The following is a 26,855-nucleotide window of genomic DNA, read 5'->3' on the forward strand; positions in this document are numbered from 1 at the left end:
GAGCCATCCTCCCGTCTGTCGTCGGAGCGCCGGGTCAGCGGGCCGGCGCAGTCGTCCTGCCGAAGGCATGACGGGACCAGGCGTAGCCCACCCCGGCTATCACCACGCACCAGCCGACGGCGAGCCAGCCGGCCGACCCGACCGGTGTGCCCGACGTCAGGGCGCGCAGGGTCTCGATGACCGGCGTGAACGGCTGGTGCTCGGCGAACTGCCGCAGCCCGGCGGGCATCTGCTCGGTGGGCACGAACCCGCTGCTCACGACCGGCAGCACCATGAGGACCAGCGGCGTGTTGCTCGCCGTCTCGACGCTGCCCGCGGCCAGCCCCATGGCGACCGTCAGCCAGGTGAACGAGAACGCCAGGAGCAGCACCAGCCCGGCGGCGCCGAGCCAGCCCGCCACCCCGGCCTGCGACCGGAAGCCGAGCAGCAGCGCGAACCCGACCATCACCGTCAGCGCCAGCACGGTCCGGATCACCGCGCCGAGCACGTGCCCGGTGAGCACCGAGACGCGGGCGATGTCCATGGTGCGGAACCGGTCGAACATCCCTCCGGTGCGGTCGATCGCGACGGCGACGGCGGTCCCGTTCGCCACGCTGGACACCGTCATGACCCAGATGCCGGGGACCAGGTAGTTCAGGTAGTCGGCGCGGCTGCCGCCGCCGTCGACCGGGAGTCCGGCGCCGAGCGTGCCGCCGAACACGTACACGAACAGCAGCAGGAACACGACCGGGACGGCGATCAGCATGACCGCCAGAGAGGGGTAGCGGCTGAGGTGCCGCAGGTTGCGGCGCAGCATGGTCATCGAGTCGCGGACGGCGTAGGTGGTGCTCATCGTGCGGTCACCTCCGAGGTGTCTGCGGGATCCGCGGCGTGCCCCGTGAGCGCCAGGAACACGTCGTCGAGGCTGGTGGCGCCGCCGGGCACCTGCGCCTTGAGCTCGCTCGGCGTCCCCTCGGCCAGCAGCGTGCCGGCGTCGAGCACGCCGACCCGGTCGGCCAGGGCGTCGGCCTCGTCGAGGTACTGGGTGGTCAGCAGCACGGTGACGCCGTCGGCCACCTGCTCCCGGACCACCTGCCAGACGGCGCGGCGGCTGCGCGGGTCGAGCCCCGTGGTGGGCTCGTCCAGGAAGATCAGCCGCGGCCGGGTGATGAGCGTCATCGCCAGATCGAGGCGGCGCCGCATGCCGCCGGACCAGGTCAGGGCGCGGCGGTCGGCGGCGTCGGCCAGGTCGAACCGGTCGAGCAGCGCCTCGACGTCGCGGGTGGCGGTCGCCCGGTCGAGGTGGGTCAGGTCGGCCATGAGGCGCAGGTTCTCGCGGCCGGTGAGGAACATGTCGATCGCCGAGAACTGCCCCGTCACGCCGATCGCCGCCCGCACCCGGGCCGGCTCGCGGCGCACGTCGTGGCCCGCGACGCGGACCTCGCCGGCGTCGGCCGCCAGCAGCGTGGACAGGATGTTCACCATGGTCGTCTTGCCCGCGCCGTTCGGCCCCAGCAGGGCGTAGACGGAGCCGGCGGGGACCGTGAGGTCCACGCCGTCGAGCACGTGGTGGTCGCCGTAGGACGCGTGCAGGCCGGCGACCTCGATCGCGGTGCCCCGCGATGGCGCTGTCGCTGGTGCCGGTGCTGATGCTGGTGCTGGTGCTGGTCCTGGAACTCGTGCGGCGGAGGCCGGTACGGCCCCGGCCGCACTGTCTGGTGTGGTCATGACCGCAGCGTGCAGGGTTGCCGCTACGGCAAGGTCAAGCCCGTCAGTCGACGTATCCCCCGCCGGGAACGTCGAAGACCTCCTCCAGCGTCGTGACGCCGGTGTCCGCCATGTACGCCGCCAGGTCGCGGCCCACCCAGCGCAGGTGCCAGGCCTCGGGGGCGTACCCCGTGACGCCGCTGTTCTCGGGCGTGTACCGGACCAGGAAGCCGAACGTCGCGGCATGCTCCGCGACCCACCGCCCCTCGGTGGTCTCCCCGAAGCACGGCTCGAAGTCGCACCCCGGCTGTGTCGTGCCGCCCACGTCCACGGCCAGGCCCGTCTGGTGCTCGCTGTGCCCCGGGCGCGCCGAGACGGCGTCCGCCTGCGCCGCCCCGAGCTGCGCGACCCAGCCTTCGTAGACCGCGGCCTGCTTGGGGTACCCGCGGTAGGCGCTGCGCAACGTCAGCCGGACGTCGTCGGCGTCCGCCGCCGCCAGGAGCGCCGTCAGGTCCGGCGCGACGTCGGGCCGCACGAGGTAGCCGCGCACCGTCGTGAGGTCGGGCTCGTGGTCGACCGGGTCGAGCGGCGTGCGCTTGTTGACCACCACCCAGGGGCTCGCCGGGTCGGTGGTGGAGCGGGCGGTCAGGTCGATGCCCGGGTCGTCACCGGGTCCGCTGCCCGGCTCGGCATCGACGGGCACGTCCCTCGGCCCGACGACGCTCGCGGCGCCCGCCCCGGCGTCGGCGCCCGCCCCGCCGCCCGCGCCCGCCCCGCCGGTCACCGGCTCCTCGGAACCCTGCCCGCCGGAACCGTGCCCGCCGCCCTGCTCCACGGAACCCTCCTGACCGGAACCCTGCTGTCCGCCGCCCTGCTGCACGGAACCCTCCTGACCGGAGGCAGGCAGCCCCGAACCGTCCGGCGACCCGGCCGTCCCGGAGACCAACCCCGCTGCGGACCCGGCCGCACAGCCGGCGAGCAACAGCGTGGTGGCGAGAAGCACCGCGGGGACGCCCCCGGCCCGGGGCACGGACAGTCGGTTCGAAAAGGTAGGCACACCGGGGTCGTGTGCGGCGTGTGGCTCCCGATGTCAGCGGCGCGCTGTGACGTGGGCAACATCCGGGACCTGACATGGGCGATCCCCTGCCGGACACACTGTGTCGGAAGCACTCACCCCGATGCTCTTCACCCCGGAGACCGACGGAGACCCCGGAGACCGCCCTGACCACGAACACCGAGCCGCACCGCATCGTGCCGGGCCCGCTCACGCCCGCGCGCACGGAGGAGCTCTTCGCGACGCACGCGCGCGCCGTCTACCGCTACGCCCGCGCGCGGCTCCCGGCCGCCGAGGCGGAGGACGTCGTGGCCGAGGTCTTCGCGATCGTGTGGCGCAAGGGCGAGCTGCCCGACAACCCGCGGGCGTGGCTCCTGGCCGTCGCCCGCCGGGTGATGGCCAACCAGGCGCGCGCCCGGCAGCGGCGCACGGCCCTGGTCGAGCGGGTGCGCACGCACCCGGCCCCGGCGGGCGCCGACGACGTCCGCCTGGTCGGCGAGCTCGACGAGCTCCGCCGCGCGATGGACCTGCTGCGCCCCACCGACCGGGAGGTCATCGCGCTGCTCGCGGCCGCGGAGCTCTCCACGGCGGAGGTGGCCCAGGTACTGGGCTGCACGACGGCGGTCGCCGCCACCCGGGTGCACCGCGCCCGGCGCCGCCTGCGCGCGGCGTACGAACGGCTGACCGAGGAAGGAGCCTGACGTGGACGACGAGCTGACCCGCGCCCGCCGTGCCCTGCGCGCGGCCGATCCCGAGCTCGACCTGGCGCGCGCGTACACCGAGTCCCGCGCGCGGGCCGAGGCACGGGCCGCCGTGCGGGGCGCGACGGGGAGCGGCCTGCACGGCCAGGTCCCGCGCCCGTCCGGCCGGGCCGACACCGGCGCCGGCGACTGGGCCGCCCCCTGGTCCGACAGCGGCTCCGACGACTGGGCCGACACCCGCGACATCGAGGTGCTGCTCCGCGACCCCGACACACCCGGGCTCGTGCCGGCCGCGCTCCGGCGCGCGCCGTCGGGCCGCCGCGGGCCGGTCCTCGCGTGGGCGGGTGCGGCAGCCGCGGCAGCGGCCGCCGTCCTCGTGCTGAGCCTGGCGGGCACGCCGGAACCGGGCGCCCTCCCGGGCTCGGCCCCGGGCACCGGCGCGTCGGCGGCCGGGACCCCGCGTCCCGGCGCGTCGCCGTCCCCCACGACCTGGCGCACGCCGGGCGAGGTCGTCACCCTCGCGGGCAAGGCGATGTCCGGCGCGAGCTGCGGCGTGAAGATCCGCTCGACGCTCGGGGACCAGTCGATCATGCGCTTCGACCGGGTCGACGAGCCGGACGTGGCCGTGCCGAAGCCCCTGCTGGACCAGCAGCCTCTCCCGGCGCTGCAGGCGGCGTCGGCCCGCGTGCTGCTCCGCCTGCCGGGCTACGACGGCACGAACCAGCGGCTCGACGACGACCTCACGATCGAGGAGCTGGCCGGGCAGACGGTCGCGCGGATCCGGGTCACCCCGTCGGACGACCAGGTCCGGGGCGGCGACGTGACCCGCGTCGACGTGCTCGTCGACACCACGACCTGGCTGCCGCGGGCCCAGGAGATCTGGGCCACGTCCGACGGCGGCAAGCAGTTGCGCGTGCACAGCGACCTGAGCTGGTCGGGGTGCGACGAGCCGAGCATGGCCCCGACGAACGACGCCGACCGGCCCTGACCCGACCCGCCGGCCCGCCGAGATAGGCTCCCCGGCGTGCTCCACCCCGCCGCCTCCGCCGACCTCGACGACCTGGCCGCGTTCCTCCGCACCGCCGACCTGACGGTCGCCGCGCTCGCGGAGCCCGCCGTCCGCCTCTGGCTGGAACGCGACGACGCCGGCGCGGTCACCGCCACCACCGGGTTCGAGCTCGGCGTGGACGGCGAGCACGCGCTGATCCGCAGCGTCGCCGTGCGGCCCGACCTGCGCGGCGCCGGGGACGGCCTGCGCCTGGCCCGCTTCGCCCTGGACCGGGCCGCCGACGCCGGGGCGCGCGAGGCCTGGCTGTTCTCCCGCCGGTCGGGCGGCTTCTGGCAGAAGCTCAGCTTCGGCCCGACGACGACGCGGGCACTCGCCGGCGCGCTGCCCGACGCCCACCAGGTGCAGCTCTTCCGCTCGACGGGCCAGCTCGACCGCGAGGTCGCGTGGCGCCGTCCGCTGCCGCTGTCAGTGCCGGTCTCGGTGCCGGTCCCGGTGCCGGCGCCTCCGTCGGCGCGTGCTAGCTTCACCGCATGAGGTCTCCAGAAGCATCCAGGTCAGGGCTGCCGGTACTCCGGTAGCCCGAGATGCCCCTGTAGAGAACACCCGCATCCGAAGGGCCCGTAGTGCCGTCCCGGCCTACCCGTGTCCCTCCACCCTTCGGAGTTCCTCATGCCTGTCCTGCTCTACGTGCTCGCGGTCGCGGTCTTCGCGCAAGGCACGTCGGAATTCGTCCTCGCCGGGCTCGTCCCCGGCATCTCTACCGGCCTCGGCGTCTCGATCGCCCAGGCCGGCTACCTGACCTCGGGCTTCGCGGTCGGGATGGTCGTCGGTGCGCCGCTCACGGCCGCCGTCGGACGCCGCCTGCCGCCCCGCTGGACCCTGTCCGCCTGCCTGCTCGTCTTCGTCGCCGCGCACGTCGCCGGCGCGCTGACCGACAGCTTCGCCGTCCTGCTGGGCACCCGGTTCGTCGCCGCGGTGGCGAACGCCGGGTTCCTCGCGGTCGCGCTGTCGACGGTGCAGCACGTCGTCCCCGCCGGGCGGCGGGCCCGCGCGCTGGCGGTGATCCTCGGCGGCACGACGCTCGCCCTGGTCGCCGGCGTCCCCGCCGGCGCGCTGCTGGGCGAGCTCTGGGGCTGGCGGTCCGCCCTGTGGGCGATCGCCGGGGTCGCGGCCGCGACCCTGGTCGCCGTGGCCTGCCTGACGCCGGTACGGCTCGACGCCGGGACGCCGCGCGCCCGCGTGGAGCTGCGGGCCGAGCTCGGCGCGCTGCGGTCCCCGGACCTGTCGCGCCACCTCGGGCTCGGCGTCCTGGTCAACGGCGCCACGTTCTGCGCGTTCACCTACCTGGCGGTCGTCGTCACCGACGGCGCGAGCCTCGGGTCCGCGCTGGTGCCGGCGGTGCTGGCGCTGTTCGGGGTGGGTGCCTTCGCCGGGGTCTCGGCAGCGGGCCGGCTCGCCGACGCGCACGGCGGGCGGCTGCTCGCGGTCGCCGGCCCCGCCCTGCTCACGGGGTGGGTCCTGTGGGCCGCGCTGGCCCCGAGCCCCGCGGCGGTGTGGGTGCTCGCCCCGGTGCAGGGCGCGCTGTCGTTCGCCGTGGGCGGCACACTGATCGCCCGCGCCATGGCGGCGGCCCACGGCGCGCCGACCATGGGCGGGGCGTTCTCGACGGTCGCCCTGAACCTCGGCGCGCTCGCCGGTCCGGTGCTCGGCGGAAGCGCCGTCGTGGCGCTCGGGCCCGCAGGACCCCTGGTGGCGAGCGCGGTGCTGACGGCGGCGGCCGTCACCCTCGGGGCCGTCACCGCTCGGGCGACCCCGACCGCACGCGGGTCCGACGACGGGGAGAGCTCCCCGTCGTGACCGCCTCGAAATTCCGACCGCGCGGACGTCCTGCCTGGTAGCGTCCCGGCACGACGGCGAGCACGAACGAGGAGACGGATGCGGTCCCTGTTCCAGGCACAGGCACGGTTCCAGGCACGGGCGCGGTTCCAGGCACGGGCGCGACGGACCGGCGGCACGGCGCACGTCCCCGACGCGCCGCCCCCCGGCACGCTCGTCCGCGGCGCCCTCGTCCTCGCCGTGCTCGTCCCCGGCGCCCTCACGTCCTGCTCCGCGGGCCCGGACGACGTTCCGGCCGAGCCCGCGGAGCCGGCCCCCGCACGTGAGGCCGCGACGGAGCAGTACACGGCGGCGCTGGACGACGTCCTCGTCGCGCTCGACCAGTCCGTCCCGGGGGTGGCGTGGACCGCCAAGGACCGCTTCCCGTTCGTCACCGAGCAGCCGGACGGCGAGTGCGTGCTCTTCCTCGCCGAGAGCCTGGGTGAGGGCGACCTGTACGAGCCGAGCAACGGTCTCGCCGACCTCGCCGCCGGGCTCGACCCGGTTCTCCAGGAGCACGGCTTCGACCCGCTGTCGGACGTGACCCACGCCGAGAACGGCGGGGACGCCTCTGTGACGGCCACCGACCCGGCCGGCTGGGAGCTCCGGGTCTCGGCGTACCCGCCGCTCGTCGGCCTCTCGGGTCCGGTGGAGAGCGACGAGTGCGCCGGGTCGTGACCGGGACCCGGCGACCGGCCGGGTAGCGGCACGCCTCAGAGGCTCCCCCACCCCGCGGCGGCCTCCGTCAGCCGTGCCCGGACGGCGGCGACCGCCGGCCCCTGCGGGACGCCGCGCCGTCCCGCGAGGTACAGCGTGTTCAGCGGCGGCGCCTCGGGGTGGTGAAGCTCGACCACCTGCCCTGAATCCAGCGCGGGCGCGGCCAGGTACCGGGGCAGCACGGAGACCCCCGCGCCGCCGGCGACCGCGGCGAGCACGGCGCGCAGGTCGGGCACCACCAGCGCCGTCGCGTTGGGCGGACGCCGGCCGAACTCGCTGCGCCAGTACCGGCGCACGATCGGGAGGTCCTCCGCGTAGGCGACCAGCGGCAGGTGCGACAGGGCGGCCACGGGGTCGGACTCCAGGCGTACCGGGTCCACGGTGTGGGCGAGTGCCGGGGGTCCGACGAGCAGGAACTCCTCGTCGACCAGCGGCGTCGCCACCAGGGCGTCCTGCCGCGGGCGCACCGAGGACACGACCAGGTCGAGGTGGCCGGCAGTCAGCGCGGCCAGCAGCTCGTCGCCGAGCCCGAGCGTCGTACGGAGCTGGAGCCCCTGCGCGACGAGCGGCGCGAGCGCGGGCAGCACGCGCACCGTCATGAGCTCGGCGGCCCCGCCGATCCGGACGAGCCCGCGCACGGCCGGCTCGACGTCGCGGGGACCGAGCGCCGTCCGGAGCCCGTCCACGTGGAGCCCCACCTCGGCGGCCAGCGCCACGGCGCGCTCCGTGGGCTCGGCGCCCCGGCGGGACCGTACGAACAGGCGCGCGCCGAGCTGTTCCTCCAGGCGGGCGAGCTGCCCGGTGACGGCCGGCTGGCTCACCCCCAGGCGTTCGGCCGCCGCCGACAGCGACCCGGTGCGGTAGACCTCCAGGAACGTGGCGAGGAGGTCGAGACCCGGCACCGGCACCACCCTCCGTCGTCGTCCTGCCCACAGGCTAGCCGGGCTCAGCGCGCAGCGAGCGCCTTGAGCACCGCCTCGGCGGCGGCCGCGCTGGACTGCGGGTTCTGCCCGGTGATCAGGTTGCCGTCCTGGACCACGGTGCTGCTCCAGGGCGCACCGACCTGGACGACGGCGCCGCGCTCGCGCAGCCGCGACTCGACGAGGTAGGGCGCGGCGTCGCCGAGGCCGCCCTGGCGCTCCTCCTCGTCGGTGAACGACGTGAGCGCCCGGCCCGCGAAGGCGAAGGTGCCGTCCGGCTCCTGGGCGCTGAGCAGCGCCGCGACGCCGTGGCAGAGCGCGCCGACGGTCGTGCCCCGGTCGTTCGCGGCGAGCAGCAGACGGCCGAGGTCGACGTCGTGCGCGAGGTCCGCCATCGGGGCGTGGCCGCCCGGGACGTAGACGGCGTCGTAGTCGTCGCCGCGCACGTCGGCCAGCGTGAGCGGGTGGGCGAGCTGGTCGGCGATGCCGTCGAGGTAGGCCCGGAACTCCGCGGCGTCGGCGGCGGGCACCCCGCCGCGCTCGTCGAGGCTGACCGCGTCGACCGTGGGCGCCACGCCGCCCGGCGTCGCGACGTCGACCTGGGCGCCGGCCGCCGTGAGCACCCGGTGGGAGGCGGCGACCTCCTCGGCCCAGTAGCCGGTGGGGTGCTCGGTGCCGTCGGCCAGGCGCAGGCTGTTCGCGGCGGAGACGACCATCAGGATCTTCGACATGGTGTGGTTCCGATCTGTTCGGGGATCTGCTCGGTGAGATGTCCTCGGGGAACGTCAGAATCCATCACCGGATGCCGAAACAGTTGAACGGAGCCATAACCGAGCTTATGGCTCGGGGCTTGTGCGGGACGGCCAGCTCTGCTCCGGACCGCGGCCGCCGGGAGCGCGGCGCGCTTGGCACACTTTTCGTGCCTCGCTCCCGGCGAGCGACAACCGTCCGAGGGGTGGACGGTTTGCCGACCACATCCCGGGCATGCCTACGATCAAGTCTCATCATCCAGAGCGGTCGAGAGTCCTGGCTCCACGACACCGCAGCAACCTACCTCCGAGGCGCCAATCTCGGGGCAAGGTGCTAACGCCAGGTCCGATGGAGCTGATACGCATGGCAGTCACGAACCCGCACCTTCCCACCGCCACGATCCTGGGCTACCCGCGCATCGGCCGGAGGCGCGAGCTCAAGCGCGCCGTCGAGTCCTTCTGGGCCGGCCGCACCACCGCCGACGAGCTGGAGGCGACGGCCCGCGACCTGCGGCAGGCCACCGCCCGCCGCCTCGTCGACCTGGGCCTGGACGCCGGCAACGCTGCCGTCCCCGGCTCGTTCTCGTACTACGACCAGGTGCTCGACGCCGTCGCGCTGCTGGGCGCCGTGCCCGAGCGGTTCGCCGGGCTCACCACGGACGGGGGTCGCCTGCCCCTCGAGGCCTACTTCACGGTCGCCCGCGGCGAGGGTGACAACGCGCCGCTCGAGATGACCAAGTGGTTCGACACGAACTACCACTACCTGGTCCCGGAGATCGGTCCGGACACCCCGATCAGGTTCGTCGACGACCGCGCCGTGCGGGAGTTCACCGAGCTGGCTCAGCCGGCCGACGGGGGCCAGGCCGTCGTGACCCGGCCCGCGTTCGTGGGCCCGGTGACGTTCCTGCTGCTCAGCAAGCCCGCTGACGGATCGCCGGAGGGCTTCCGCCCGCTGGACCGGCTCGACGACGTCGTCGCCGCGTACGCCGACCTGCTGCGCGCGCTGGCCGCCGCGGGCGCGCCCTGGGTGCAGCTCGACGAGCCGGCCCTGGTCACCGACCTGCTGGACGTCCCCTTCGACGAGGTCGCCGACGCCGTCCGCCGCGCCTACACCACGCTGGCGACCGGGCTCTCCCCCACCGCAGCCGGTGCAGACGGCGCCGCCGAGCGCCCCGCGATCCTGGTCACCGCCCCGTACGGCGACCTGCGGAGCGAGGCCGGCGACGGGCTCGCCCTGCTGGCCGGCACCGACGTCGAGGCCGTCGCGATCGACCTGGTGCGCGGCGCCGTACCGACCGGACCGGTCCCCGGCCTGGAGACCAAGACCCTGGTCGCGGGCGTGATCGACGGCCACAACATCTGGCGCGCCGACCTCGACGCCCGCCTGACCACCCTGGAGGGCCTGGCGGCGTCCGGCACCGGGCTCGGCGCCGGGGCGGTCGCCGTCGGCACCTCGACGTCGCTGCTGCACGTGCCGCACGACGTCGCCGACGAGCCCCGCCTGGACGCCGCCCTGAAGTCGTGGCTCGCGTTCGCCGACCAGAAGGTCACCGAGGTCGTCACGCTGGCCACCGCCCTGACCGAGGACCGGGCGGCTGTCGCCGACAAGCTCGCCGAGTCCACGGCGGCGGTGCGCTCCCGCGCCGAGACGCCCGGCGTCGTCGTCCCCGCGGTGCGCGAGCGGACCGCCGCGCTGACCGCGGCCGACGTCGAGCGCGCGCCGTACGCGGAGCGGGCGGCCGCGCAGCAGGCGCGGCTCAACCTGCCGCCGCTGCCGACCACGACCATCGGGTCGTTCCCGCAGACCTCCGAGATCCGCAGCACGCGCGCCGCGTGGGTACGGGGCGAGCTGTCCGACGCCGACTACACGGCCGCGATGCGCGCCGAGATCGCGAGCACGGTCGCGCTCCAGGAGGAGCTGGGCCTGGACGTGCTGGTGCACGGCGAGCCCGAGCGCAACGACATGGTGCAGTACTTCGCGGAGCAGCTCGACGGCTTCGCGACGACCGTCAACGGCTGGGTCCAGTCGTACGGCTCGCGCTGTGTGCGGCCGCCGATCCTGTGGGGCGACGTGTCCCGGCCCGCGCCTCTGACGGTCGAGTGGACGGCGTACGCGGCGTCGCTGACCGACAAGCCGGTCAAGGGCATGCTCACCGGTCCGGTCACGATCCTGGCCTGGTCGTTCGTGCGCGACGACCTGCCGCTCGGCGACACCGCCGACCAGGTGGCCCTGGCGCTGCGCGACGAGGTGACGGACCTGGAGGCGGCGGGCATCGGCGTCGTGCAGGTGGACGAGCCGGCGCTGCGCGAGCTGCTGCCGCTGCGCCGCTCCGCGCACCCGGGCTACCTCGACTGGTCGGTGCGCTCGTTCCGGCTCTCGACCGCCGGGGCCGACACGGCCACACAGGTGCACACGCACCTGTGCTACTCGGAGTTCGGGCAGGTCATCGGCGCGATCGACGGTCTGGACGCCGACGTCACGTCGGTCGAGGCGGCCCGGTCCCGCATGGAGATCGTGCCCGAGCTGGCCGACGCCGGGTATGGCCGCGGCATCGGGCCGGGTGTCTACGACATCCACAGCCCGCGCGTGCCGTCGGTGCAGGAGGTGACCGACCTGGTCGAGCTCGCGGCCAAGTCGATCGACCCGCGGCTGGTCTGGGTCAACCCGGACTGCGGCCTGAAGACCCGCGCCTACGCGGAGACCAAGGAGTCCCTGGCCCACCTGGTGGAAGCTGCCAAGTCGGTCCGCGCCACCCTGTGACAAGTCGTTGAGTGCTGGGTTTTCGCCCGGTCAGCTGCATCTGACCGGGCGAAAACCCAGCACTCAACGGGTCATGGGCTCAGCCCACGCGCCACTTCTGGGCCGCGGTGCCGTTGCAGGTCCAGATCTGGAGCTGCGTGCCGTTCGCGCTGTTGCTGTTCGGCACGTCCACGCACTTGTTCGCGAGGATCGAGACCAGGTCCCCTGCGCCGCTCAGCGTGAACTGCTGCGCCGGGTTGCCGCTGCAGTTGGCGAGCTGCACGGCGGTGCCGTCACCGGTGTTGGCCCCGGCCACGTCCATGCACAGGCCGCCGGCCCGCAGCGTCCCGTCGGCCTGGAACGTCCAGTTCTGCGCGCCCGTGCCGTTGCAGGTCCACAGCTGCAGGCGCTTGCCGTCCGTGAACTCGGAGTTCGGCACGTCGATGCACTTGCCCGCCAGGCCGACGAGCGGCCGGCCCCCGCTGCCCCCGCCGGTGGTGGTGAGCTGCAGCCCGTAGGCGCTCAGGATCGGGTTGACCGGCTGGTAGATGAACCGGCCGTTCGTGGAGCAGTCGCCGATGCGGCCCGAGGTGACGCCCTGCGCCTGGTTGCCCGAGAGCACCGAGCCGCCCGAGTCGCCGCCCTCGGCACAGGCCGAACCGGTCGCCATGCCGGGGATGTCGCCCGAGCCGTAGTTGATGGTCACGTTCTTCTCCTGGATGACGCCGCAGCGCCAGCCCGTCGTGCGGCCCGACCGGCACACCGCCGCGCCGATGCCCTGCTCCGCGGAGCCCGCGACCGCCGTCGTGCCGCCCGCGTAGTTGTTCACCGCCGGGGTGGGCGTCCAGTTGCCGTTGGTCCCCACCCAGGCCCAGTCGTGGCCCGGGAAGGTGGAGCCGCGGTAGGTGCCGAGCGCGGCGCCGTCGGGTGCGTTGACCGGGTCGCCGGTCGAGCCGCAGTGCCCGGCCGTGACGAATCCGCCGGAGACCGCGAAGCCGATCGAGCACAGCGTCACGTACCCGTTGCCGAGCGGCTTGTGGAACTCGTCGCCGCCCCGGATGTCGCGCGCGGTCTGCGGCGCGACCTTCGACTTCTCCACGCGCACGACCCCGGCCGGCACGTCCGACGCGGCGATCATCGCCTTGGCGGCCGCGGTGTCGGCGGCTTCGATCACCACCTCGTTGGTGGTCGGGTCGGCATACCAGGCGTGCACCGAGGTGGGGGCGCCCACGTCGTCGAGGGCCTCCTTCCACCCGGTCAGCTCGTCGAGACTGTGCTCGACGACGACGGGGTCGGCGCCCGCGCGCTCGGCCACCTTGGCCGCCGCCGCACTGGTGACGGCGACGCGCGGGGCGTCGGCGCCGTCGGGCAGCCAGGTGCCCGCGTACCGGTCGCCGAGCGCCGCGGTCAGGTGCGCCTCGACGATCGCGGCGTCGGCGTCGCGGGCCAGGCGGGCGGGGATCTCGGCCCGGGTCAGGCCGAGGTCGCGCTCCATCGCGCCGACCTGGCCCTCGGGCAGGGCGTCGGGGGCGTCGGCGCCCCGGACGTCCGCCGCGCTCTGCGCGCCCGGTGAGCTCCGGACGTCCTGCGACGCCGGGGCAGCGCCCGCGGTGCTCGCGCCCGTCAGCGCCGTGCCGACCATCAGCACCGCTGCTGACAGCGCTATCAGGGAACGTGACGTTCTCAGGGATCGTGACATGGTCTTGTGCTCCTCATCAGGCCTGGGGAACCTCGTGTGCCTGGGAGCGTATTGACGGCGCCCCACCATCAGAACGGGTGGGACGACGCTGTGTGGAAAGTACCTATCCGCCCCTTATGTGCTACGTGGGTGCGGATACCGGTCGGGCCGCGGGGCGAACACACCCCGCGGAGGTGGTGTCGCCCCGAGGAGCGACACCACCGAACCCGGCACCGGGGCCGAGCGACGTCCGGGTCAGCCGCAGGCGGCTGCCTGGTACGGCACGGTCACCGTCTCGGTCGCCTTCTGGCCGTCGACGGTCGCCGTCACGACGGCGGTCACCGCGCCCGTGCCGACCCGGGCCGAGCCCGCGTCGAACGTGTGCTCGCCCGTACCCCGCAGCGTCGTGCTGCCGAAGTCCGACGTGACCTCGACGGTCGCGCCGTCGGCGCCGTCCACCAGGACCCGCAGCGCGGAGTCGCCGTCGACACAGGCCGGGGCGGCCCAGACCGTGATCCCCGTCGCGGTGTCCTCGGCCTTGTCGGCGGCCCGGGTCTCGGCCCGCGTCTCGGCGTCCGGCGCCGCGGCCGCCTCGAGCGGCAGCGCGTCGGAGCCGGCGCCCTGGTCGGCCAGGAGCTGCACCTCGGCCAGCGACAGGTCGCCCGCCGGGTCACCCGCGGAGCCGCCCGCCGACGCGACGTCCGCCGACTCCTCGACCACGACCCGCAGGTGCCCGTACTCCGCCGGGTCGTCCACCTGGAAGGTCCGGGTCTGCAGCGCCCAGCGGAACGCCTCGCCGTCCCGCTCGTCGAGCACGGCCCAGCTCTCGCCGTCGTCCGACCCCTCCAGCCGCCAGGCGGACGGCGCCGCCGTGCCCGCGACCCCCGAGGTCAGCGTGTACGTGCCGACCGTGGCCCGCGTGCCGGACCCGTCCCAGGCGATCGTCGGGGTCGCCGTGGCGAACGTGGTGCGCGTGGTCGACGTGTCGTCCACGAGCGCGTCTGCCGCGGAACCGGACCCGCCGTCGGACACCGTCACGGTCCCCGTCCCGGTCGCGTCCCGGTCGGGCGTCGGCGGCTCGTCACCCTCGGTGAGCGACGGCGGCGCGTCGTCGGCTCCCGTCCCCCACGCCGACGGCTCGGCGCCCATCACGAAGTCCAGCCGGGCGCCGCCCGACAGGTCCGCCTGGGACAGCGACGTCGACGTCCGCTTCTTGCCGTCGACGCGCAGCGACTGCACGTAGACGTTCTCCACGGAGTTGTTCCGGGCGTTGATCACGAGGTCGCCGTCCGGCAGGTGCACCGTGGCCTTGTCGAACAGCGGCGAGCCGATCGCGTACTGGTCGGAGCCGACCTGCAGCGGGTAGAAGCCGAGCGCGGCGAAGATCCACCACGACGACATCTCGCCGTTGTCCTCGTCGCCCGGGTAGCCCTGGCCGATCTCGCTGCCCACGAACAGGCGGCGCGTGACCTCCCGGACGATCTCCTGGGTCTTGTGCGGCGCTCCCGCGGCGTCGTACAGCCACGGGATGTGGTGGGAGACCTGGTTGCTCATGCCCCACTGGCCCAGCCGGATGTCCCGCGCCTCGCGCATCTCGTGGATGACGCCGCCGTAACCGCCGGTGTGCGTGGCGTCCTCGGGCGTGGCGAAGAACTCGTCGAGCTTGGCCTCCAGCCCGTCCTGGCCGCCGTACAGGTTGCCGAGGCCGCGCGGGTCCTGCGGCGCGTGGAACGAGAAGTTCCAGCCGCTGGTCTCGGTGTAGCCACCGCCCCACGTGCGCGGGTCGTACTCGTCCGGTGCGTTCAGGAACTCGCCGTCGGCGTGCCGGGGCTGGAAGAAGTCGATCGCCGGGTCGAAGAGCTCGCCGTAGTGCGTGGCGCGCTCCAGGAAGTAGGCCGACTCCTCGCGCAGCGTCGCGCGCCGCTCCCGCGGCGTGCGCCGGTCCTCGGCCAGGGCCGCGGCCATGTTGCCGATGCCGAAGTCGTTGATCAGCCCCTCCAGGCCCCAGGACACGGACTCGTGCGTGCTCTCCGGCGTGAAGCCGAGGAACGGCGAGGACTCCAGGCCCTTGCGGCCCACCGCGTTGTTCGGCGGGGCCACGGTGCCGTTCTTCAGCGCCGCGTCATACGCGTCCAGCGCCTTGTCCGTGGGCAGCGAGCCCTTGAGGTAGGCGTCGGCGAACGCGACGTCGGACGACGTGCCCGTCATCAGGTCCGCGTAGCCCGGCGAGGACCAGCGCGCGATCCAGCCGCCGTCGCGGTACTGCTGCGTGAACCCGTCGACCAGCTCCGCGGCGACGTCCGGGTACAGGAACGAGTAGGCGGGCCAGGCCGTGCGGTAGGTGTCCCAGAACCCGTTGTTCACGTAGATCTTGCCGTCGACGATCTTCGCGTTCGTCGCGGTGTCCGTCGCCTCGCCCGACGGCGCGGTGACCGGGCTCGCGTACCGGTACACGGGCCGCTTGGCGGTGCCCGTGTTCTCGAACTGCGAGTTCGGGTACAGGTTGAGCCGGTACAGGTTCGAGTACAGCGTGACGAGCTCGTCCTCGCTGCCGCCCTCCGTCTCGATCACGCCGAGCCGGTCGTTCCACTCCCGCTCGGCCGCCCGCCGCACCGTCTCGAACGACCGGCCCGTGACCTCCAGGCCGAGGTTGGCGCGGGCCTGCTCCAGCCCGATGAACGACGTGGCCACGCGCAGCTCGACCGTGCGGTCCTCGCTCGTGTCGAACGTCGCGTACCGGGCGCCGGCGCGGTCGCCCGCGGCCTCGCCCACCGCCGACGGCGCGCGGTCGAACGCGCCCGCCACGTACATGCGGGTGCGGCCGACCGACAGGCCGCTGCCGTTCTCGACCCAGCCGGTCAGCTCGCCCGTGGCCGCGTCGAACGACAGCTTCGAGGACCCGGCGACGCGGTCCACCAGCACGTGGCCGGTGCCGGCGTCGGCGTCGCCCTCCACGGGGAAGGTGTACCGCAGCACGGCCGCGTGGTCCGTCGGCGTCACCTCGGCCTTGATCCCGTCGGCGAAGGTCACGCCGTAGTAGTCGGGACGCGCGGTCTCGTCGGCGTGGTCGAACGCCAGCCCGCGCGCGTCCAGGCCGCCGTCGGGCACCCCGGCGCCGGTGGCGGGCTGGAAGGCGAGCTGGTTGCGGTCGCCCATCCAGGGGCTCGGCTCGTGCGAGATGCCGATGCCCTGCAGCACCGGGCGGTTCTGGTCGTCGTTGGCGGCCTGGTACTCGTACAGCCAGCTCTGCGACGACGCGTTCGTCAGCGGCGTCCAGAAGTTGAAGCCGTTCGGCACGGCCGTGGCCGGCACGTTGTTGCCGCGCGAGAACGACCCGCTGGACAGCGTGCCGCGGCGCGTGTCCACGTAGTTGGTCAGGCTGTCCCCGTCGACCCGTTCCGGCCGGGACTCCAGCGCGACGTCGTCCAGCCAGCCGGCGAACCTCGTGGCGGCCGAACCGCCGTCGTTGTCGTAGCCCAGCAGCACCTGGTCGACCGTCTTCCCGCGCGCGACCGACCCGAGGTCGACCCGCACGGAGTTCCACTGGTCGGCGTACAGGATCTTGCCCGCGCCCTGGCCGGCGGCCGTCGCGGCCGTCCCGTGCGCGTCGCGCGCGTCCAGGTCGGACAGGTAGGTGCCGTCGGTGAACCTGAGGTCCACGCTCGCGTACGTGGACGGGTACTCCAGGTCGCCCAGCAGCTCGGGGAAGATCTTCCAGCTCAGCCGGGTGTCGCGGCCCACGCGGACGTCGACGTCGTCGTACAGCACGTTGGTCGCGTGCGCGGGGCCGTCGGCCTGGTGCCCGCCGTCGTACCGCAGCGAGCGGGTGCCGGTGAAGCCGACGCCCTTCTTGTTCGTGAAGTCCACGGTGGTGGGCCCGGAGCCGACGGCGGTGGTCATCGGCCGGTCGGCGGGCTGCTCGTCCAGGTCGGCGGACAGGTCCCAGTCGGCGAGCTGCACGATGCCCGCGCCCGCGTTCTGCGTCACGTCCAGCCGGAACCACGTGTAGGCGGCGGTCGGTGCGTCCAGCGCGAAGACCCGCTGCTGGAACCGGTCCTCGAAGGCCTCGCCGCCGCGCTCGTCGATGGTCTCCCAGGTCTCGCCGTCGGTCGACCCCTGCAGCGTCCAGTCGCGCGGGTCGCGGTCGGCGAAGTCGTTCGCGGAGGTCAGCGCGTAGGCCGTGACCACGGTGGGCTCGGTCATCTCGTAGGTGGCCCACCCCGTGCGCGCGAACGTCAGCCACTTGGTGGCCGACGACGCGTCCGCCAGGTTGGCCGCACCCTCGTTCGGCAGGTTCTCCGCGCTCGCCGCGACCGCGTCGACCCGGTCCAGCACGCTGCCGGGCAGCCCCACGACGAACTCGCCGACGTTCTGCTGCCAGGGCGCACCGTCGCGCTCGGCCGGCGTTGACTCCAGCGGCGCGGCGTCGTCGTCCTCGAAGGAGGTGGCGAAGTCGCCGCCGGCTCCCCCGCCCGACGTCGCCGCGGCTGTGCCGGTGCTGGTGCCGGCGGGTGCCGCGAGCGCGACGCCCGAGGGCACCGCGAGCAGCAGGGCGAGTGCTCCCGAGAGAGCGGCGGCCGCCTGCCGGGATCTGGCTCGGCCGGTGACTGTGGACATGGGTGGTCTCCCTCGTCGGCTGACAGCGCTGTCGCGTGCCGAACGTAGGTGCAGGCCAGGCCCGGTGTCAACGGGTGGGTCAGCGGGCCGGCGAGCGGGGCGGCCGCTCGCCGCTGCCGCGGGTGACGACCCGCGTGGGCAGCACCACCTGCTCGACCGTCCGGTCGGCGTCGGCGGAGCGCGCGACGGCGAGCTCGGCCGCCCGCCGGCCCATCTCGACGGCGTCGTAGGCGACCACGGTGATGCCCAGCAGGTCGGCGAGCTCGAAGTCGTCGAAGCCGACCACGGCGACGTCCGCGCCGCCCGGGGTGTCACGCAGCGCCTGGAGCGTGCCGACGGTGGCCCGGTTGTTCGCGGCGAGGATCGCGGTGGGCGGCTCCGGGTCCGCGAGCAGCTCCAGCACGAGGTCGCGGGCGGCCGCGGCGTCGTGGGCGCCGGAGCGGACCCAGCGCGCGGCGTCGGCCACCCCGGCGTCACGCATCGCGGCGAGGAACTCGTCGCTGCGCTCCTGGTAGGTCCACAGGTGGGGCTCGTCGCCCACGAACGCGATGTGGCGGTGGCCGTGCGCGAGCAGGTGCCCGACGGCGGCCCGCGTGCCGCCCCGGTTGTCGATGACCACGGTGTCGACGTCCATCCCGGCCGCCGGCCGGTCCACGACCACGACCGGCAGCCCGGCGGCGATCTCGCCGCGCAGCGCCGAGTGGTCGGCCCCGGCGGGCGTGACGATCAGGGCGCCGACCCGGCGTTCGAGTAGCTCTCCCGTCAGGGACGCCTCGCGGTCGGGGTCCTCGTCGGACGACGCCGTCAGGAGCTGCAGCCCGTGCTCGCGCAGCTCGCGCTCGATGCCGCTGGCCAGGGCGGAGTAGAACTCGTTGGCCAGGTCGCCGGTGATGAACCCGACCAGCCGCGAGAGGCCGCCCCGGGCGAGGTCGGCGGCCACGGCGTTGCGCCTGAAACCCAGCGACGCCGCGGCGTCCTGCACACGCTCGCGCGTCGCGGACGCCACGTTGGGCTCCCCGTTCAGCACCCGGGAGGCGGTCTTCAGGCTCACCCCTGCGGCCTGTGCCACCACCGCCAGCGTCGGACGACGCATCACCTCAGGCCTCCCGTCGCTTGCGCATCAGCATGTCGATGATGATCGCCAGCAGCAGGACCGCGCCGGTGACCATGTACCGCGCGGCCTGGTCCACGTTCATCAGCGTGAGCCCGTTGGCGATCGACTGGATCACCAGCACGCCGAGCACCGCCGACCAGGCGCTGCCGCGCCCGCCGAACAGGCTGGTGCCGCCGATCACGGCCGCGGCGATCGCCACGAGGTAGGTGTCCGCTCCCCCGGTCCCCTGGTTCGCGGCGCCCAGCCGGCCCGCGGCGAGCACGCCGCCGAGCGCGGCCAGCGTCGAGCAGGCGACGAAGCACAGCACCACCGTGCGGTGCACGGGCACGCCGGCGAGCATCGCCGCCCGCCGGTCGCCGCCCACCGCGCGCACCGAGCGCCCCCACCGGGTGCGGCGCAGCAGCACGTCCGTGACCACGACCAGCGCGGCGAACAGCACCACGGAGTACCCGATCCCGCGGGCCGTGCCCAGGTAGGCCACGATCGCCGACAGCACGGCGGCCAGCACCAGGGTGCGCACCACGATCTGGGGCACGCTCGCGCAGGCGAGGTCCGCCCGCCGACGTCGGACCCGGGCCACGACCTGCAGAGTCGCCGTGGTGGCCACCACGACCACCACGAGGGCCCAGGCCACGGCGGGCGAGAGGAAGCCCTGCTGCACCGACCGGACGAACCACGATTCGAACGGCAGGTTGATCGATCCGTACGGCCCGAGCACGCGCAGCTGCACCCCGGCGAGGAACAGCAGCCCGGCCAGGGTGAAGACGAAGCTCGGCAGCCCGAGCCGCGTGGAGAGCGCGCCGTACGCCAGCCCGACCACCACCCCGCACGCCAGCGCGGCGAGGATCGCGAGCGCCACGGGCCACCCGAGCGTCACGGAGCCGACGGCGACGACGGCCGCGGCGAGCCCGCTCACCGAGCCGACGGACAGGTCGATCTGGCCGACCAGCAGCACGAGCACGACGCCGAGGGCGATGACGCCGACGGGGGCGCTCTGCAGCGTGAGGTTGACCAGGTTCTCGGGGGCGAGGAACGCGGGGTTGACGGCGCCCATGACCAGCCAGATCACCGCGAGCGCCGCGACGATGGGGAGCAGGCTGTTGCCGCCGCGCACGCGCTGCCAGACGGCGCCCGTCAGGCCCGTCCCGGCCAGTCCTGTCCCGGTGAGGCCGGCCCCGGTGACGCCCGGCTGCGCGCTCATCGGCGCACCGCCCGGCCGGACCCGGCGCCGGACACGGTGCCGGACTCGGCGCCCGACCGGGTGCCGGTACGCACCCCGGAGCGGGCGCCCGGGTGCTTGGCCCCCGGCCGGACCGCGCCGGTCATGGCGGCGAGCAGGTCCTCGTACGACGCGTCGCCGTCGAACACGTCGTGCACGCGGCCGAGCCGCAGCACGAGGATGCGGTCGGCGACGGCCTGGAGGTCGCCCGCCTGGTGGCTGACCAGCACGACGGCGTGGCCGCGCTCCCGCAGCCGGACGATGAGGTTGAGCACCTCGGCGGTCTGGCGCACGCCGAGCGACGCCGTCGGCTCGTCCAGCACGACGACGCGCGGGGAGCCGAGGAGCGCGCGGGCCACGGCGACGGTCTGGCGCTGCCCGCCGGACAGGGTGCGCACGGGGTCGCGCACGCTGGGCACGCTGGCGGCGAGCTGGTCGAGCAGCCGCCACGCCTCGCGCTCCATGGCCACCTCGTCGAGCAGGGGCCCGCGCCGGGTCTCGTGCCCGAGGAACAGGTTCTCCACGACGTCCAGGTCGTCCACGAGCGCGAGCTCCTGGAACACCGCGGCGATGCCCAGCGCCCGCGCGGCGGCGGGCGAGTCGAGCACCACGGGGCGCGCGTCGAGCAGCACCTGGCCGGCGTCGGGCCGGTGCGCCCCGGCGAGCACGCCCGCCAGGGTGGACTTGCCGGCCCCGTTGTCGCCGACGACGGCGAGCACCTCGTGCTCGTGCACGTCCGCGTCGACGTCCACCAGGGCGCGCACGCCGCCGAACCGCTTGGAGACGCCGCGCAGGGAGAGCACCGGGTCGCTCATCGGACCGCCTCCCCGAGGGCGGCAGCGGCGTCGGCGTCCGGGCCGATCAGGCCCGCGCGCTCGCACGCGTCCCGGTAGGCCGGCACGCAGATCTCGTCGGTGGAGTACACGTGCCCGTCGACGATCACGTGCTGGACGTCGGCGGCCGCGACGGCGCGCGGCGCCAGGAGCTGCGTGGGCACGCCCTGGATGACCGCCGTGGTGCGCGGCTCCTCGCCCCGCAGCACGCGCACCGCGAGCTCCGCGGCGGTCTGCGCCTGCTGGTCGGTCGCCTTGTAGACCGTCATGTACTGGTCGCCCGCGATGATGCGCTGCACCGCGGCCAGCTCGCCGTCCTGCCCGGTGGTGACCGGCACGGGGTCCAGGCCCGCGGCCTTGGCCGCGGCGATCGCGCCACCCGCTATGCCGTCGTTGGCGGCGAGCACGCCGTCGACCTGCCCGGGGAACCGGGTGAGCATGGCCTCGGTCCACTCGGTGGCCTTGTCCGGGCTCCAGTCGGGCGTGTAGTACTCGGCGAGCACGTCGATGTCCTCTCCTTCGAGGGCGCGGCGGGTGCCGGCGGCGATGGCGAGCGCGTTGGGCTCCGTCGCCGATCCGTGCACCAGCAGCACCCCCGGCCGGTCCTCGGCGTCTGGTTCTGTGTCGTGGTCGGCGTCCGGGCCGGCGTCGGCGTCTGGTTCGGCTTCTGTCCCAGCGTCTCGTTCCGTGACGGCACCGGCAAGTGCCGAGCCCAGGAGGAAGCCGATGAACTCGTAGTCGTACGACACGTAGTAGTCCGCGCCGTCCACGAACCGATCGTAGGCGATCACCTGGGCTCCCAGCCGCTTGGCCTGCGCGACGATCCCGGCCGCGGCCACGGTGTCCACGGCGTCGAGCACCAGCACGTCCGCGCCCTGGGCGAGCATGGACTCGGCCTGCTGGAGCTGCGCGGCGGCGTCCTGCCCCGCGTTGGCGTACAGCACGGTGCAGCCCGGGCACCGGCGGCCCGTGACGGACACGAACGTCGGGTGGTCGGACGCCTCGTAGCGGGCGGTCTGCGCCTCCGGCAGCAGCAGACCGATCGTCCCCTCGTGCGGTACGCCGGCGGTGCCCGCGGGGTCGGACGGCGCGCACCCGCCCAGCCCGGCCGCGAGCGCCAGGCCGGCGACGGCCGCCACGGCGCTCCGCCTTGGCCGGCCCGGCTGCGGCGTCTGGCCCGGCTGTGTCCGGCCCCGCTGCGGCGTCCCGCCCGGCTGCGTCCGGCGGATGCGGTTCGCGCGGGTCATGAGCTCACCCCCAGGGAGCCGAACATCCGCGCCTGGTCGAGGGCGGCGGCGAGGGCGCCGCGCACCCCGGCGTCGGCCCCCAGGGCGGACGGGACCACCTCGACCGGACCGCGCGAGGTGGCGACGACGCGCTGGCCGAGCGAGGTGCGCAGCGGTTCGAGCAGCAGCTCGCCGGCCTCGGCGAGCTTGCCGCCGATGACCACGACGTCGGGGTCCACGAGGTTGCACAGGTTGGCCAGGGCGACGCCGAGGTGGCGTCCGGCGTCGAACACGACCCGGCGGGAGCCGGCGTCGCCCTCGCGGGCGCGGGCCACCAGGTCGGCGAGGGTGAGGTGCCCCGCCTCGGGCGGGAGCATGGCGAGCAGGCTGGAGGCGCCGACCAGCATCTCGAGGCAGCCGCGGTTGCCGCAGCGGCACACGGGCCCGTGCTCGTCGACGGACACGTGGCCGATCTCGCCGGCGACGCCGGACCGGCCGTGCAGGGCGCGCCCGCCCAGCACGAGGCCGCCGCCCACGCCGTGGGAGACACGGATGTAGGCGACCGAGTCGTACCCGGCACCCGCGCCGAACCGGGCCTCCGCGATGGCGGCGAGGGTCGAGTCGTTGTCGGCGGTCACGGGCACGCCCAGCTCGGTGGCGAGGATGTCGTCGACGTGCACGCCGTCCCAGCCGCGCATCATGCCCACGGTGACCACCTGGCCCGTGCGGATGTCGACGGGCGCGGGCACCCCGACGCCGACGGCGAGCAGCTCGGACGGGTCGGCGTCGACGGACTCCAGCATCTCCCGGATCAGCATCGCGGTGCGCTGCAGGCCAGCGTCGGCGCGGTGGTCGGGCGCCAGCGGCATGCGCTGCTCCGCCAGGACCCGCATGGAGGCGTCGGCCAGCGCGACGCTGAGGGAGCGCATCCCGAAGCGGATGCCCGCGACGACGCCGAGGTTGCGCGCGAGGGTGACCTGGAGGGCACGGCGGCCGTTGCGCACCGACTGCGACGTGTGCAGCACGCCCGCGACGGTGAGCTCCTTGACGATGTTCGAGATCGTGGCCGGAGACAGCCCTGTGACGCCGGCCAGCTCGATCTGCGTGAGAGAGCCACGCTGCTGGACGGCGCTCACGATCCGGGCTCGGTTGGCCTCACGCAGTGAGGTCTGCGAACCCGGTGTTACCCGATCCGCGCGCACAGCGCCCAGGGTAACCGCCTTCCGGCGTGCTCCGGCCGGGAATCGACCTGGTATGACGGGTTTGGATACACGAACTGAACGTTCAGGTCACGATCGAGCGACGCTTGCGTTCATTTCTTGACACCAAGGCGTGGCGGCCGTTCGATAGGACCCGGGTTCACGGGCGTACAGGCGCGCCCGGCCGGTCCACAGGAACGACGCCGTCCTGGCCGCGAGGAGACTTCACCCTCGCCAGGTACGGCGGCGCCGTCCGGGGTCGGTGCTCCAGCGACCGAGGAAGGTTGAGGGACCCCAGATGCGAGTGAACCGGAGGATGACCGCGACGGTGGCGACAGCCGCTGTGCTCGGTCTCACGCTGGCCGCGTGCGGCGGCGGCGGTGACGGTGGCGAAGGCAGCGGCGAGAGCGGCAGCGCCGACCAGGTCGAGGTGTTCACCTGGTGGGCTGCCGGATCCGAGAAGGCCGGCCTCGACGCCCTGGTGGGCGTGTTCAACGAGCAGCACCCCGACACCGAGTTCGTCAACGGCGCCGTCGCCGGTGGTGCGGGCTCCGCGGCCAAGGACCTGCTGCAGACCCGTCTGCAGGCACAGGACCCGCCGGACACGTTCCAGGCCCACGCGGGCGCCGAGCTGCAGGACTACATCGACGCGGCCCAGATCGAGGACGTCTCCGACCTCTACGACGAGTTCGGCCTGACGGACGTCTTCCCGGCCGACCTGGTCGACCGCCTCTCCACCGAGGACGGCGCGATCTACTCGATCCCGTCGAACATCCACCGCGCGAACGTCGTCTGGGCCAACCCGACGGTGCTCGAGGACAACGGCATCGACCCCGAGGCCGAGTACGCGGACCTCGACGCGTGGATGGCCGACCTGGAGACGCTCGACAAGGCCGGCGTCACGGCGCTGTCGGTGGGCACCACCTGGACCCAGGTCCACCTGCTCGAGACCGTGCTGCTCGCCGACCTGGGCGCCGAGGCGTACAGCGGCCTGTGGGACGGCACCACCGACTGGGAGGGCCCCGAGGTCACGGCGGCGCTCGAGGACTTCGAGACGCTGATCGGCTACACCAACGAGGACCGTGACGGCCTCGACTGGCCCGAGGCGACCCAGATGGTCATCGACGGCAACGCGGCGTTCAACGTCATGGGCGACTGGGCCGTGGCGGCGTTCGAGGAGCAGGACAAGGTGCTCGGCACGGACTTCACGGCGGCCCCGGTCCCGGGCACCGACGGGACGTTCGACTTCCTGGCCGACTCGTTCACCCTGCCGGTCGGCGCGCCTCACCCGGACGGCGCGAAGGCGTGGCTGGAGACCGTGGGCTCGCTCGAGGGCCAGGTCGCGTTCAACAAGGCCAAGGGCTCCATCCCGGCCCGGACCGACGCCGACGCGGCGGAGTTCTCGGAGTACCAGCAGACCGCCATCGAGTCGTTCGCCAACGACACGATCGTGTCCTCGCTGGCGCACGGCGCGGCCGCCCCGGTCGCGACGCTCAACGCGATCTCCGACGCCACCAGCAAGTTCACGACCGGTGCGTCCGACCTCGCCGGGTACCAGTCCGAGCTGGCCGCGGCCACGCAGAGCTGACCCACGGGCGCGAGAGCTCCCGCGTAACGCACACCGCCGTACGTCGCGCGCCGTCGGGTTCGTCCCGACGGCGCGCGGCTGCGCCCACCCTCCCGAGGTACCTACATGCTGAACAAACTGCGGCGAGTCGGGCCACCGCTGCTCATGCTCGCCCCGTCCCTGATCCTCGTCGGCGTCTTCGTCTACGGGCTGATCGCCGCCAACTTCACGACGTCCCTGACGGACAACCACACGGCGGCCCAGGCCACCGGGCAGAAGCCGGCGGTCTTCGTGTGGTTCACCAACTACCTCGACCTGCTGGCCAGCGAGGACTTCCAGCACTCGCTGATGAACCTCGTCCTGTACACGGTCGTGTTCCTCGCCGGGACCATGGTCATGGGCTTCCTGTGGGCCTGGATGCTCGAGAAGCCCGTCAAGGGCGAGGGGATCTTCCGCTCGGTCTACCTCTTCCCGATGGCGGTCTCGTTCGTCGCCTCGGGTGTGGTGTGGCGCTGGCTGCTCAACTCCAACCAGGACGAGCAGGCCTCCGGCCTGAACCGGCTGTTCCAGATCGTCGGGCTCGACGCGCTGCAGAACAACTGGTGGAACAACGTCACGTTCGGCATCGTCGCGATCGCGATCCCCGCGATCTGGCAGCTCTCCGGCTACGTGATGGCGCTGTTCCTCGCCGGGTTCCGCGGCATCCCCGAGGAGCTGCGCGAGGCCGCGCGGATCGACGGCGCGAGCGAGTGGAAGATGTACCGGTACGTCTTGTTCCCGCAGCTCTCGCCGGTCGCGCTGTCCGCGCTGATCATCATCGGCCACATGTCGCTCAAGGCGTTCGACCTCATCATGTCGATCTCCAAGCCCGCGAACTACCAGACCAAGGTCCCGGCCGTGGACATGTACGTGTTCAAGTCGAGCTTCGACTACGCGAACGCCGCCGCCGTCGGCTCGATCCTGCTGATCATCGTCGCGATCGTCATCGTGCCCTACCTGGTCCGCACGAACCGCGAGGAGAAGCGATGACCGCCGAGGCCGAACAGCTCACCGCCCACCGCCCGCCGCCCGTCGCGCCGCGCGTCCACAAGGGCCGGTACTCGCTGGCGCGCACCCTGAAGTACGTGGGGCTGATCTTCTTCCTGATCGTCGTGCTGATCCCCGTGTACGTGCTGCTGGTGACCAGCTTCAAGGGCACCGGCGACGCCGACCCGAGCCGCGCCTGGGCCCTGCCCCAGATCTGGACCACGGAGAACTGGGCCATGGCGTGGACCACGCTGGCGCCCGCGATCGGGCGCACCCTGGCGATCGTCGTGCCGAGCTCGATCATCTCGGCGTTCCTCGGCTCGCTGAACGGGTTCGTGCTCTCGCGCTGGAGCTTCCGGGGCGCGGACATCGTCTTCACGCTGATCCTGTTCGGGATGTTCATCCCCTACCAGGCCGTGATGATCCCCCTGACCCAGCTCGTGCTGAACCTCGGCATACCCACGGGTGTACCCACGCTGATCCTGCTGCACGTGGTCTACGGCATCCCGATCACGACGCTGATCTTCCGCAACTACTACTCGACGGTGCCGCACGAGCTGATCGAGGCCGGGCGCGTCGACGGCGCGGGCATGCTGCGGACCTACTGGTCGATCGTGCTGCCGATCTCGATCCCCAGCTTCGTCGTGGTGCTCATCTGGCAGTTCACGTCGGCCTGGAACGACTTCCTGTTCGCGGTGTTCTTCTCGTCGTCCCAGAACGGCCCCGTGACCGTGGCGCTGAACAACCTCGCCAACGGCGCGCTGCTGCAGAACTACGGCGTTTCCATGGCGGGCGCACTGTTCGCGTCGCTGCCGACGCTGATCGTGTACATCATCCTCGGCAAGTACTTCGTCGGCGGCCTGATGTCGGGCTCGGTCAAGGGCTGACCCGCTCCCCCGACGTGTCGGCCCGACGTGTCAGACGT

General features: G+C 73.8%; 21 protein-coding genes and 1 riboswitch. Of the genes, 9 read left to right on the forward strand and 12 right to left on the reverse strand.

What is annotated here, in order from left to right:
• Positions 1 to 34 precede the first annotated feature (34 nt).
• Genes QRN56_RS19910 through QRN56_RS19920 form a run of 3 tightly spaced genes read right to left on the reverse strand, consistent with a single transcriptional unit; the run spans position 35 to position 2,716 of the window.
• Positions 35 to 832 (reverse strand): ABC transporter permease, encoded by a 798-nt coding sequence (locus QRN56_RS19910; protein ID WP_285106146.1) that lies wholly within the window; start codon positions 830 to 832, stop codon positions 35 to 37.
• Positions 829 to 1,707 (reverse strand): ABC transporter ATP-binding protein, encoded by an 879-nt coding sequence (locus QRN56_RS19915; RefSeq protein WP_285106148.1) that lies wholly within the window; start codon positions 1,705 to 1,707, stop codon positions 829 to 831. The genes QRN56_RS19910 and QRN56_RS19915 overlap by 4 nt, the downstream gene beginning before the upstream one ends.
• Positions 1,708 to 1,750: 43 nt before the next feature.
• The gene (locus tag QRN56_RS19920; RefSeq protein WP_285106150.1) at positions 1,751 to 2,716 is read right to left on the reverse strand and encodes a M15 family metallopeptidase; all 966 of its coding nucleotides are present in this window, start codon (positions 2,714 to 2,716) and stop codon (positions 1,751 to 1,753) included.
• 221 nt (positions 2,717 to 2,937) lie between these two features.
• On the opposite strand from QRN56_RS19920, the gene QRN56_RS19925 reads away from it, so the two are divergent.
• The 5 genes from QRN56_RS19925 to QRN56_RS19945 all read left to right on the forward strand — a co-directional run bounded on the left by QRN56_RS19925 (position 2,938) and on the right by QRN56_RS19945 (position 7,003).
• Complete coding sequence (locus QRN56_RS19925; protein ID WP_285106152.1) at positions 2,938 to 3,441, forward strand: RNA polymerase sigma factor; 504 nt, start codon at positions 2,938 to 2,940, stop codon at positions 3,439 to 3,441.
• 1 nt (position 3,442) lies between these two features.
• A complete protein-coding gene (locus QRN56_RS19930; RefSeq protein WP_285106154.1) occupies positions 3,443 to 4,429 on the forward strand; it encodes a hypothetical protein in 987 nt (328 codons plus the stop codon).
• 36 nt (positions 4,430 to 4,465) lie between these two features.
• Positions 4,466 to 4,984, forward strand: a complete 519-nt coding sequence (locus QRN56_RS19935) for a GNAT family N-acetyltransferase (protein ID WP_285106156.1) — start codon at positions 4,466 to 4,468, stop codon at positions 4,982 to 4,984.
• A 135-nt stretch (positions 4,985 to 5,119) separates the two neighbouring features.
• Positions 5,120 to 6,307: a Cmx/CmrA family chloramphenicol efflux MFS transporter gene (locus QRN56_RS19940; protein WP_285106158.1), complete on the forward strand. Its 1,188-nt coding sequence runs from the start codon at positions 5,120 to 5,122 to the stop codon at positions 6,305 to 6,307.
• 78 nt (positions 6,308 to 6,385) lie between these two features.
• Positions 6,386 to 7,003 (forward strand): hypothetical protein, encoded by a 618-nt coding sequence (locus QRN56_RS19945; RefSeq protein WP_285106160.1) that lies wholly within the window; start codon positions 6,386 to 6,388, stop codon positions 7,001 to 7,003.
• A gap of 35 nt (positions 7,004 to 7,038) precedes the next feature.
• On the opposite strand, the gene QRN56_RS19950 is transcribed toward QRN56_RS19945, so the two are convergent.
• Entirely contained in the window at positions 7,039 to 7,944 is a 906-nt protein-coding gene (locus QRN56_RS19950; protein WP_285106161.1) for a LysR family transcriptional regulator, read from the reverse strand.
• 44 nt (positions 7,945 to 7,988) lie between these two features.
• Positions 7,989 to 8,693, reverse strand: coding sequence for a type 1 glutamine amidotransferase domain-containing protein (locus QRN56_RS19955; RefSeq protein ID WP_285106162.1), 705 nt, complete (start codon positions 8,691 to 8,693; stop codon positions 7,989 to 7,991).
• A 270-nt stretch (positions 8,694 to 8,963) separates the two neighbouring features.
• Positions 8,964 to 9,067: riboswitch (SAM riboswitch) on the forward strand.
• Between the two features lie 8 nt (positions 9,068 to 9,075).
• Between QRN56_RS19955 and metE the strand changes: the two genes are divergently transcribed.
• Positions 9,076 to 11,472 carry a 5-methyltetrahydropteroyltriglutamate--homocysteine S-methyltransferase gene (gene metE / locus QRN56_RS19960; protein ID WP_285106164.1) on the forward strand — a complete coding sequence of 799 codons (2,397 nt, stop codon included), beginning with the start codon at positions 9,076 to 9,078 and terminating at the stop codon, positions 11,470 to 11,472.
• Between the two features lie 79 nt (positions 11,473 to 11,551).
• Here metE and QRN56_RS19965 read toward each other — a convergent pair whose 3' ends face one another.
• From QRN56_RS19965 to QRN56_RS19995, 7 genes are all read right to left on the reverse strand, one after another.
• The gene (locus QRN56_RS19965) at positions 11,552 to 13,150 is read right to left on the reverse strand and encodes a ricin-type beta-trefoil lectin domain protein (protein WP_285106166.1); all 1,599 of its coding nucleotides are present in this window, start codon (positions 13,148 to 13,150) and stop codon (positions 11,552 to 11,554) included.
• Between the two features lie 234 nt (positions 13,151 to 13,384).
• Positions 13,385 to 17,746 carry a GH92 family glycosyl hydrolase gene (locus QRN56_RS19970; RefSeq protein WP_285106167.1) on the reverse strand — a complete coding sequence of 1,454 codons (4,362 nt, stop codon included), beginning with the start codon at positions 17,744 to 17,746 and terminating at the stop codon, positions 13,385 to 13,387.
• A 79-nt stretch (positions 17,747 to 17,825) separates the two neighbouring features.
• A complete protein-coding gene (locus QRN56_RS19975; protein WP_285106168.1) occupies positions 17,826 to 18,839 on the reverse strand; it encodes a LacI family DNA-binding transcriptional regulator in 1,014 nt (337 codons plus the stop codon).
• Positions 18,840 to 18,843: 4 nt separating this feature from the next.
• Complete coding sequence (locus tag QRN56_RS19980) at positions 18,844 to 20,061, reverse strand: sugar ABC transporter permease (protein ID WP_285106170.1); 1,218 nt, start codon at positions 20,059 to 20,061, stop codon at positions 18,844 to 18,846.
• Positions 20,058 to 20,894, reverse strand: a complete 837-nt coding sequence (locus QRN56_RS19985) for an ATP-binding cassette domain-containing protein (protein WP_285106171.1) — start codon at positions 20,892 to 20,894, stop codon at positions 20,058 to 20,060. The genes QRN56_RS19980 and QRN56_RS19985 overlap by 4 nt, the downstream gene beginning before the upstream one ends.
• Positions 20,891 to 22,159, reverse strand: coding sequence for a substrate-binding domain-containing protein (locus QRN56_RS19990; protein WP_285106172.1), 1,269 nt, complete (start codon positions 22,157 to 22,159; stop codon positions 20,891 to 20,893). The genes QRN56_RS19985 and QRN56_RS19990 overlap by 4 nt, the downstream gene beginning before the upstream one ends.
• Positions 22,156 to 23,274 carry an ROK family transcriptional regulator gene (locus tag QRN56_RS19995; protein WP_285106173.1) on the reverse strand — a complete coding sequence of 373 codons (1,119 nt, stop codon included), beginning with the start codon at positions 23,272 to 23,274 and terminating at the stop codon, positions 22,156 to 22,158. The genes QRN56_RS19990 and QRN56_RS19995 overlap by 4 nt, the downstream gene beginning before the upstream one ends.
• A 361-nt stretch (positions 23,275 to 23,635) precedes the next feature.
• On the opposite strand from QRN56_RS19995, the gene QRN56_RS20000 reads away from it, so the two are divergent.
• From QRN56_RS20000 to QRN56_RS20010, 3 genes are all read left to right on the forward strand, one after another.
• Positions 23,636 to 24,925, forward strand: coding sequence for an ABC transporter substrate-binding protein (locus QRN56_RS20000; protein WP_502928821.1), 1,290 nt, complete (start codon positions 23,636 to 23,638; stop codon positions 24,923 to 24,925).
• A gap of 105 nt (positions 24,926 to 25,030) precedes the next feature.
• A complete protein-coding gene (locus tag QRN56_RS20005; RefSeq protein WP_285106175.1) occupies positions 25,031 to 25,933 on the forward strand; it encodes a carbohydrate ABC transporter permease in 903 nt (300 codons plus the stop codon).
• Entirely contained in the window at positions 25,930 to 26,817 is an 888-nt protein-coding gene (locus QRN56_RS20010) for a carbohydrate ABC transporter permease (RefSeq protein ID WP_285106177.1), read from the forward strand. The genes QRN56_RS20005 and QRN56_RS20010 overlap by 4 nt, the downstream gene beginning before the upstream one ends.
• The last annotated feature ends 38 nt before the right edge of the window (positions 26,818 to 26,855 follow it).

Source organism: Promicromonospora sp. MEB111 (genome assembly GCF_030209445.1).
Classification (GTDB): domain Bacteria; phylum Actinomycetota; class Actinomycetes; order Actinomycetales; family Cellulomonadaceae; genus Promicromonospora.

What these genes read in the sequence shown, in the direction of transcription:
- QRN56_RS19910 (WP_285106146.1), bottom strand. Translation starts at nt 832, where the DNA reads ATGAGCACCACCTACGCCGTCCGCGACTCGATGACCATGCTGCGCCGC.
- QRN56_RS19915 (WP_285106148.1), bottom strand. Translation starts at nt 1,707, where the DNA reads ATGACCACACCAGACAGTGCGGCCGGGGCCGTACCGGCCTCCGCCGCA.
- QRN56_RS19940 (WP_285106158.1), top strand. Translation starts at nt 5,120, where the DNA reads ATGCCTGTCCTGCTCTACGTGCTCGCGGTCGCGGTCTTCGCGCAAGGC.
- QRN56_RS19945 (WP_285106160.1), top strand. Translation starts at nt 6,386, where the DNA reads ATGCGGTCCCTGTTCCAGGCACAGGCACGGTTCCAGGCACGGGCGCGG.
- QRN56_RS19955 (WP_285106162.1), bottom strand. Translation starts at nt 8,693, where the DNA reads ATGTCGAAGATCCTGATGGTCGTCTCCGCCGCGAACAGCCTGCGCCTG.
- metE (WP_285106164.1), top strand. Translation starts at nt 9,076, where the DNA reads ATGGCAGTCACGAACCCGCACCTTCCCACCGCCACGATCCTGGGCTAC.
- QRN56_RS19965 (WP_285106166.1), bottom strand. Translation starts at nt 13,150, where the DNA reads ATGTCACGATCCCTGAGAACGTCACGTTCCCTGATAGCGCTGTCAGCA.
- QRN56_RS19970 (WP_285106167.1), bottom strand. Translation starts at nt 17,746, where the DNA reads ATGTCCACAGTCACCGGCCGAGCCAGATCCCGGCAGGCGGCCGCCGCT.
- QRN56_RS19975 (WP_285106168.1), bottom strand. Translation starts at nt 18,839, where the DNA reads ATGCGTCGTCCGACGCTGGCGGTGGTGGCACAGGCCGCAGGGGTGAGC.
- QRN56_RS19980 (WP_285106170.1), bottom strand. Translation starts at nt 20,061, where the DNA reads ATGAGCGCGCAGCCGGGCGTCACCGGGGCCGGCCTCACCGGGACAGGA.
- QRN56_RS19985 (WP_285106171.1), bottom strand. Translation starts at nt 20,894, where the DNA reads ATGAGCGACCCGGTGCTCTCCCTGCGCGGCGTCTCCAAGCGGTTCGGC.
- QRN56_RS19990 (WP_285106172.1), bottom strand. Translation starts at nt 22,159, where the DNA reads ATGACCCGCGCGAACCGCATCCGCCGGACGCAGCCGGGCGGGACGCCG.
- QRN56_RS20000 (WP_502928821.1), top strand. Translation starts at nt 23,636, where the DNA reads ATGCGAGTGAACCGGAGGATGACCGCGACGGTGGCGACAGCCGCTGTG.
- QRN56_RS20005 (WP_285106175.1), top strand. Translation starts at nt 25,031, where the DNA reads ATGCTGAACAAACTGCGGCGAGTCGGGCCACCGCTGCTCATGCTCGCC.
- QRN56_RS20010 (WP_285106177.1), top strand. Translation starts at nt 25,930, where the DNA reads ATGACCGCCGAGGCCGAACAGCTCACCGCCCACCGCCCGCCGCCCGTC.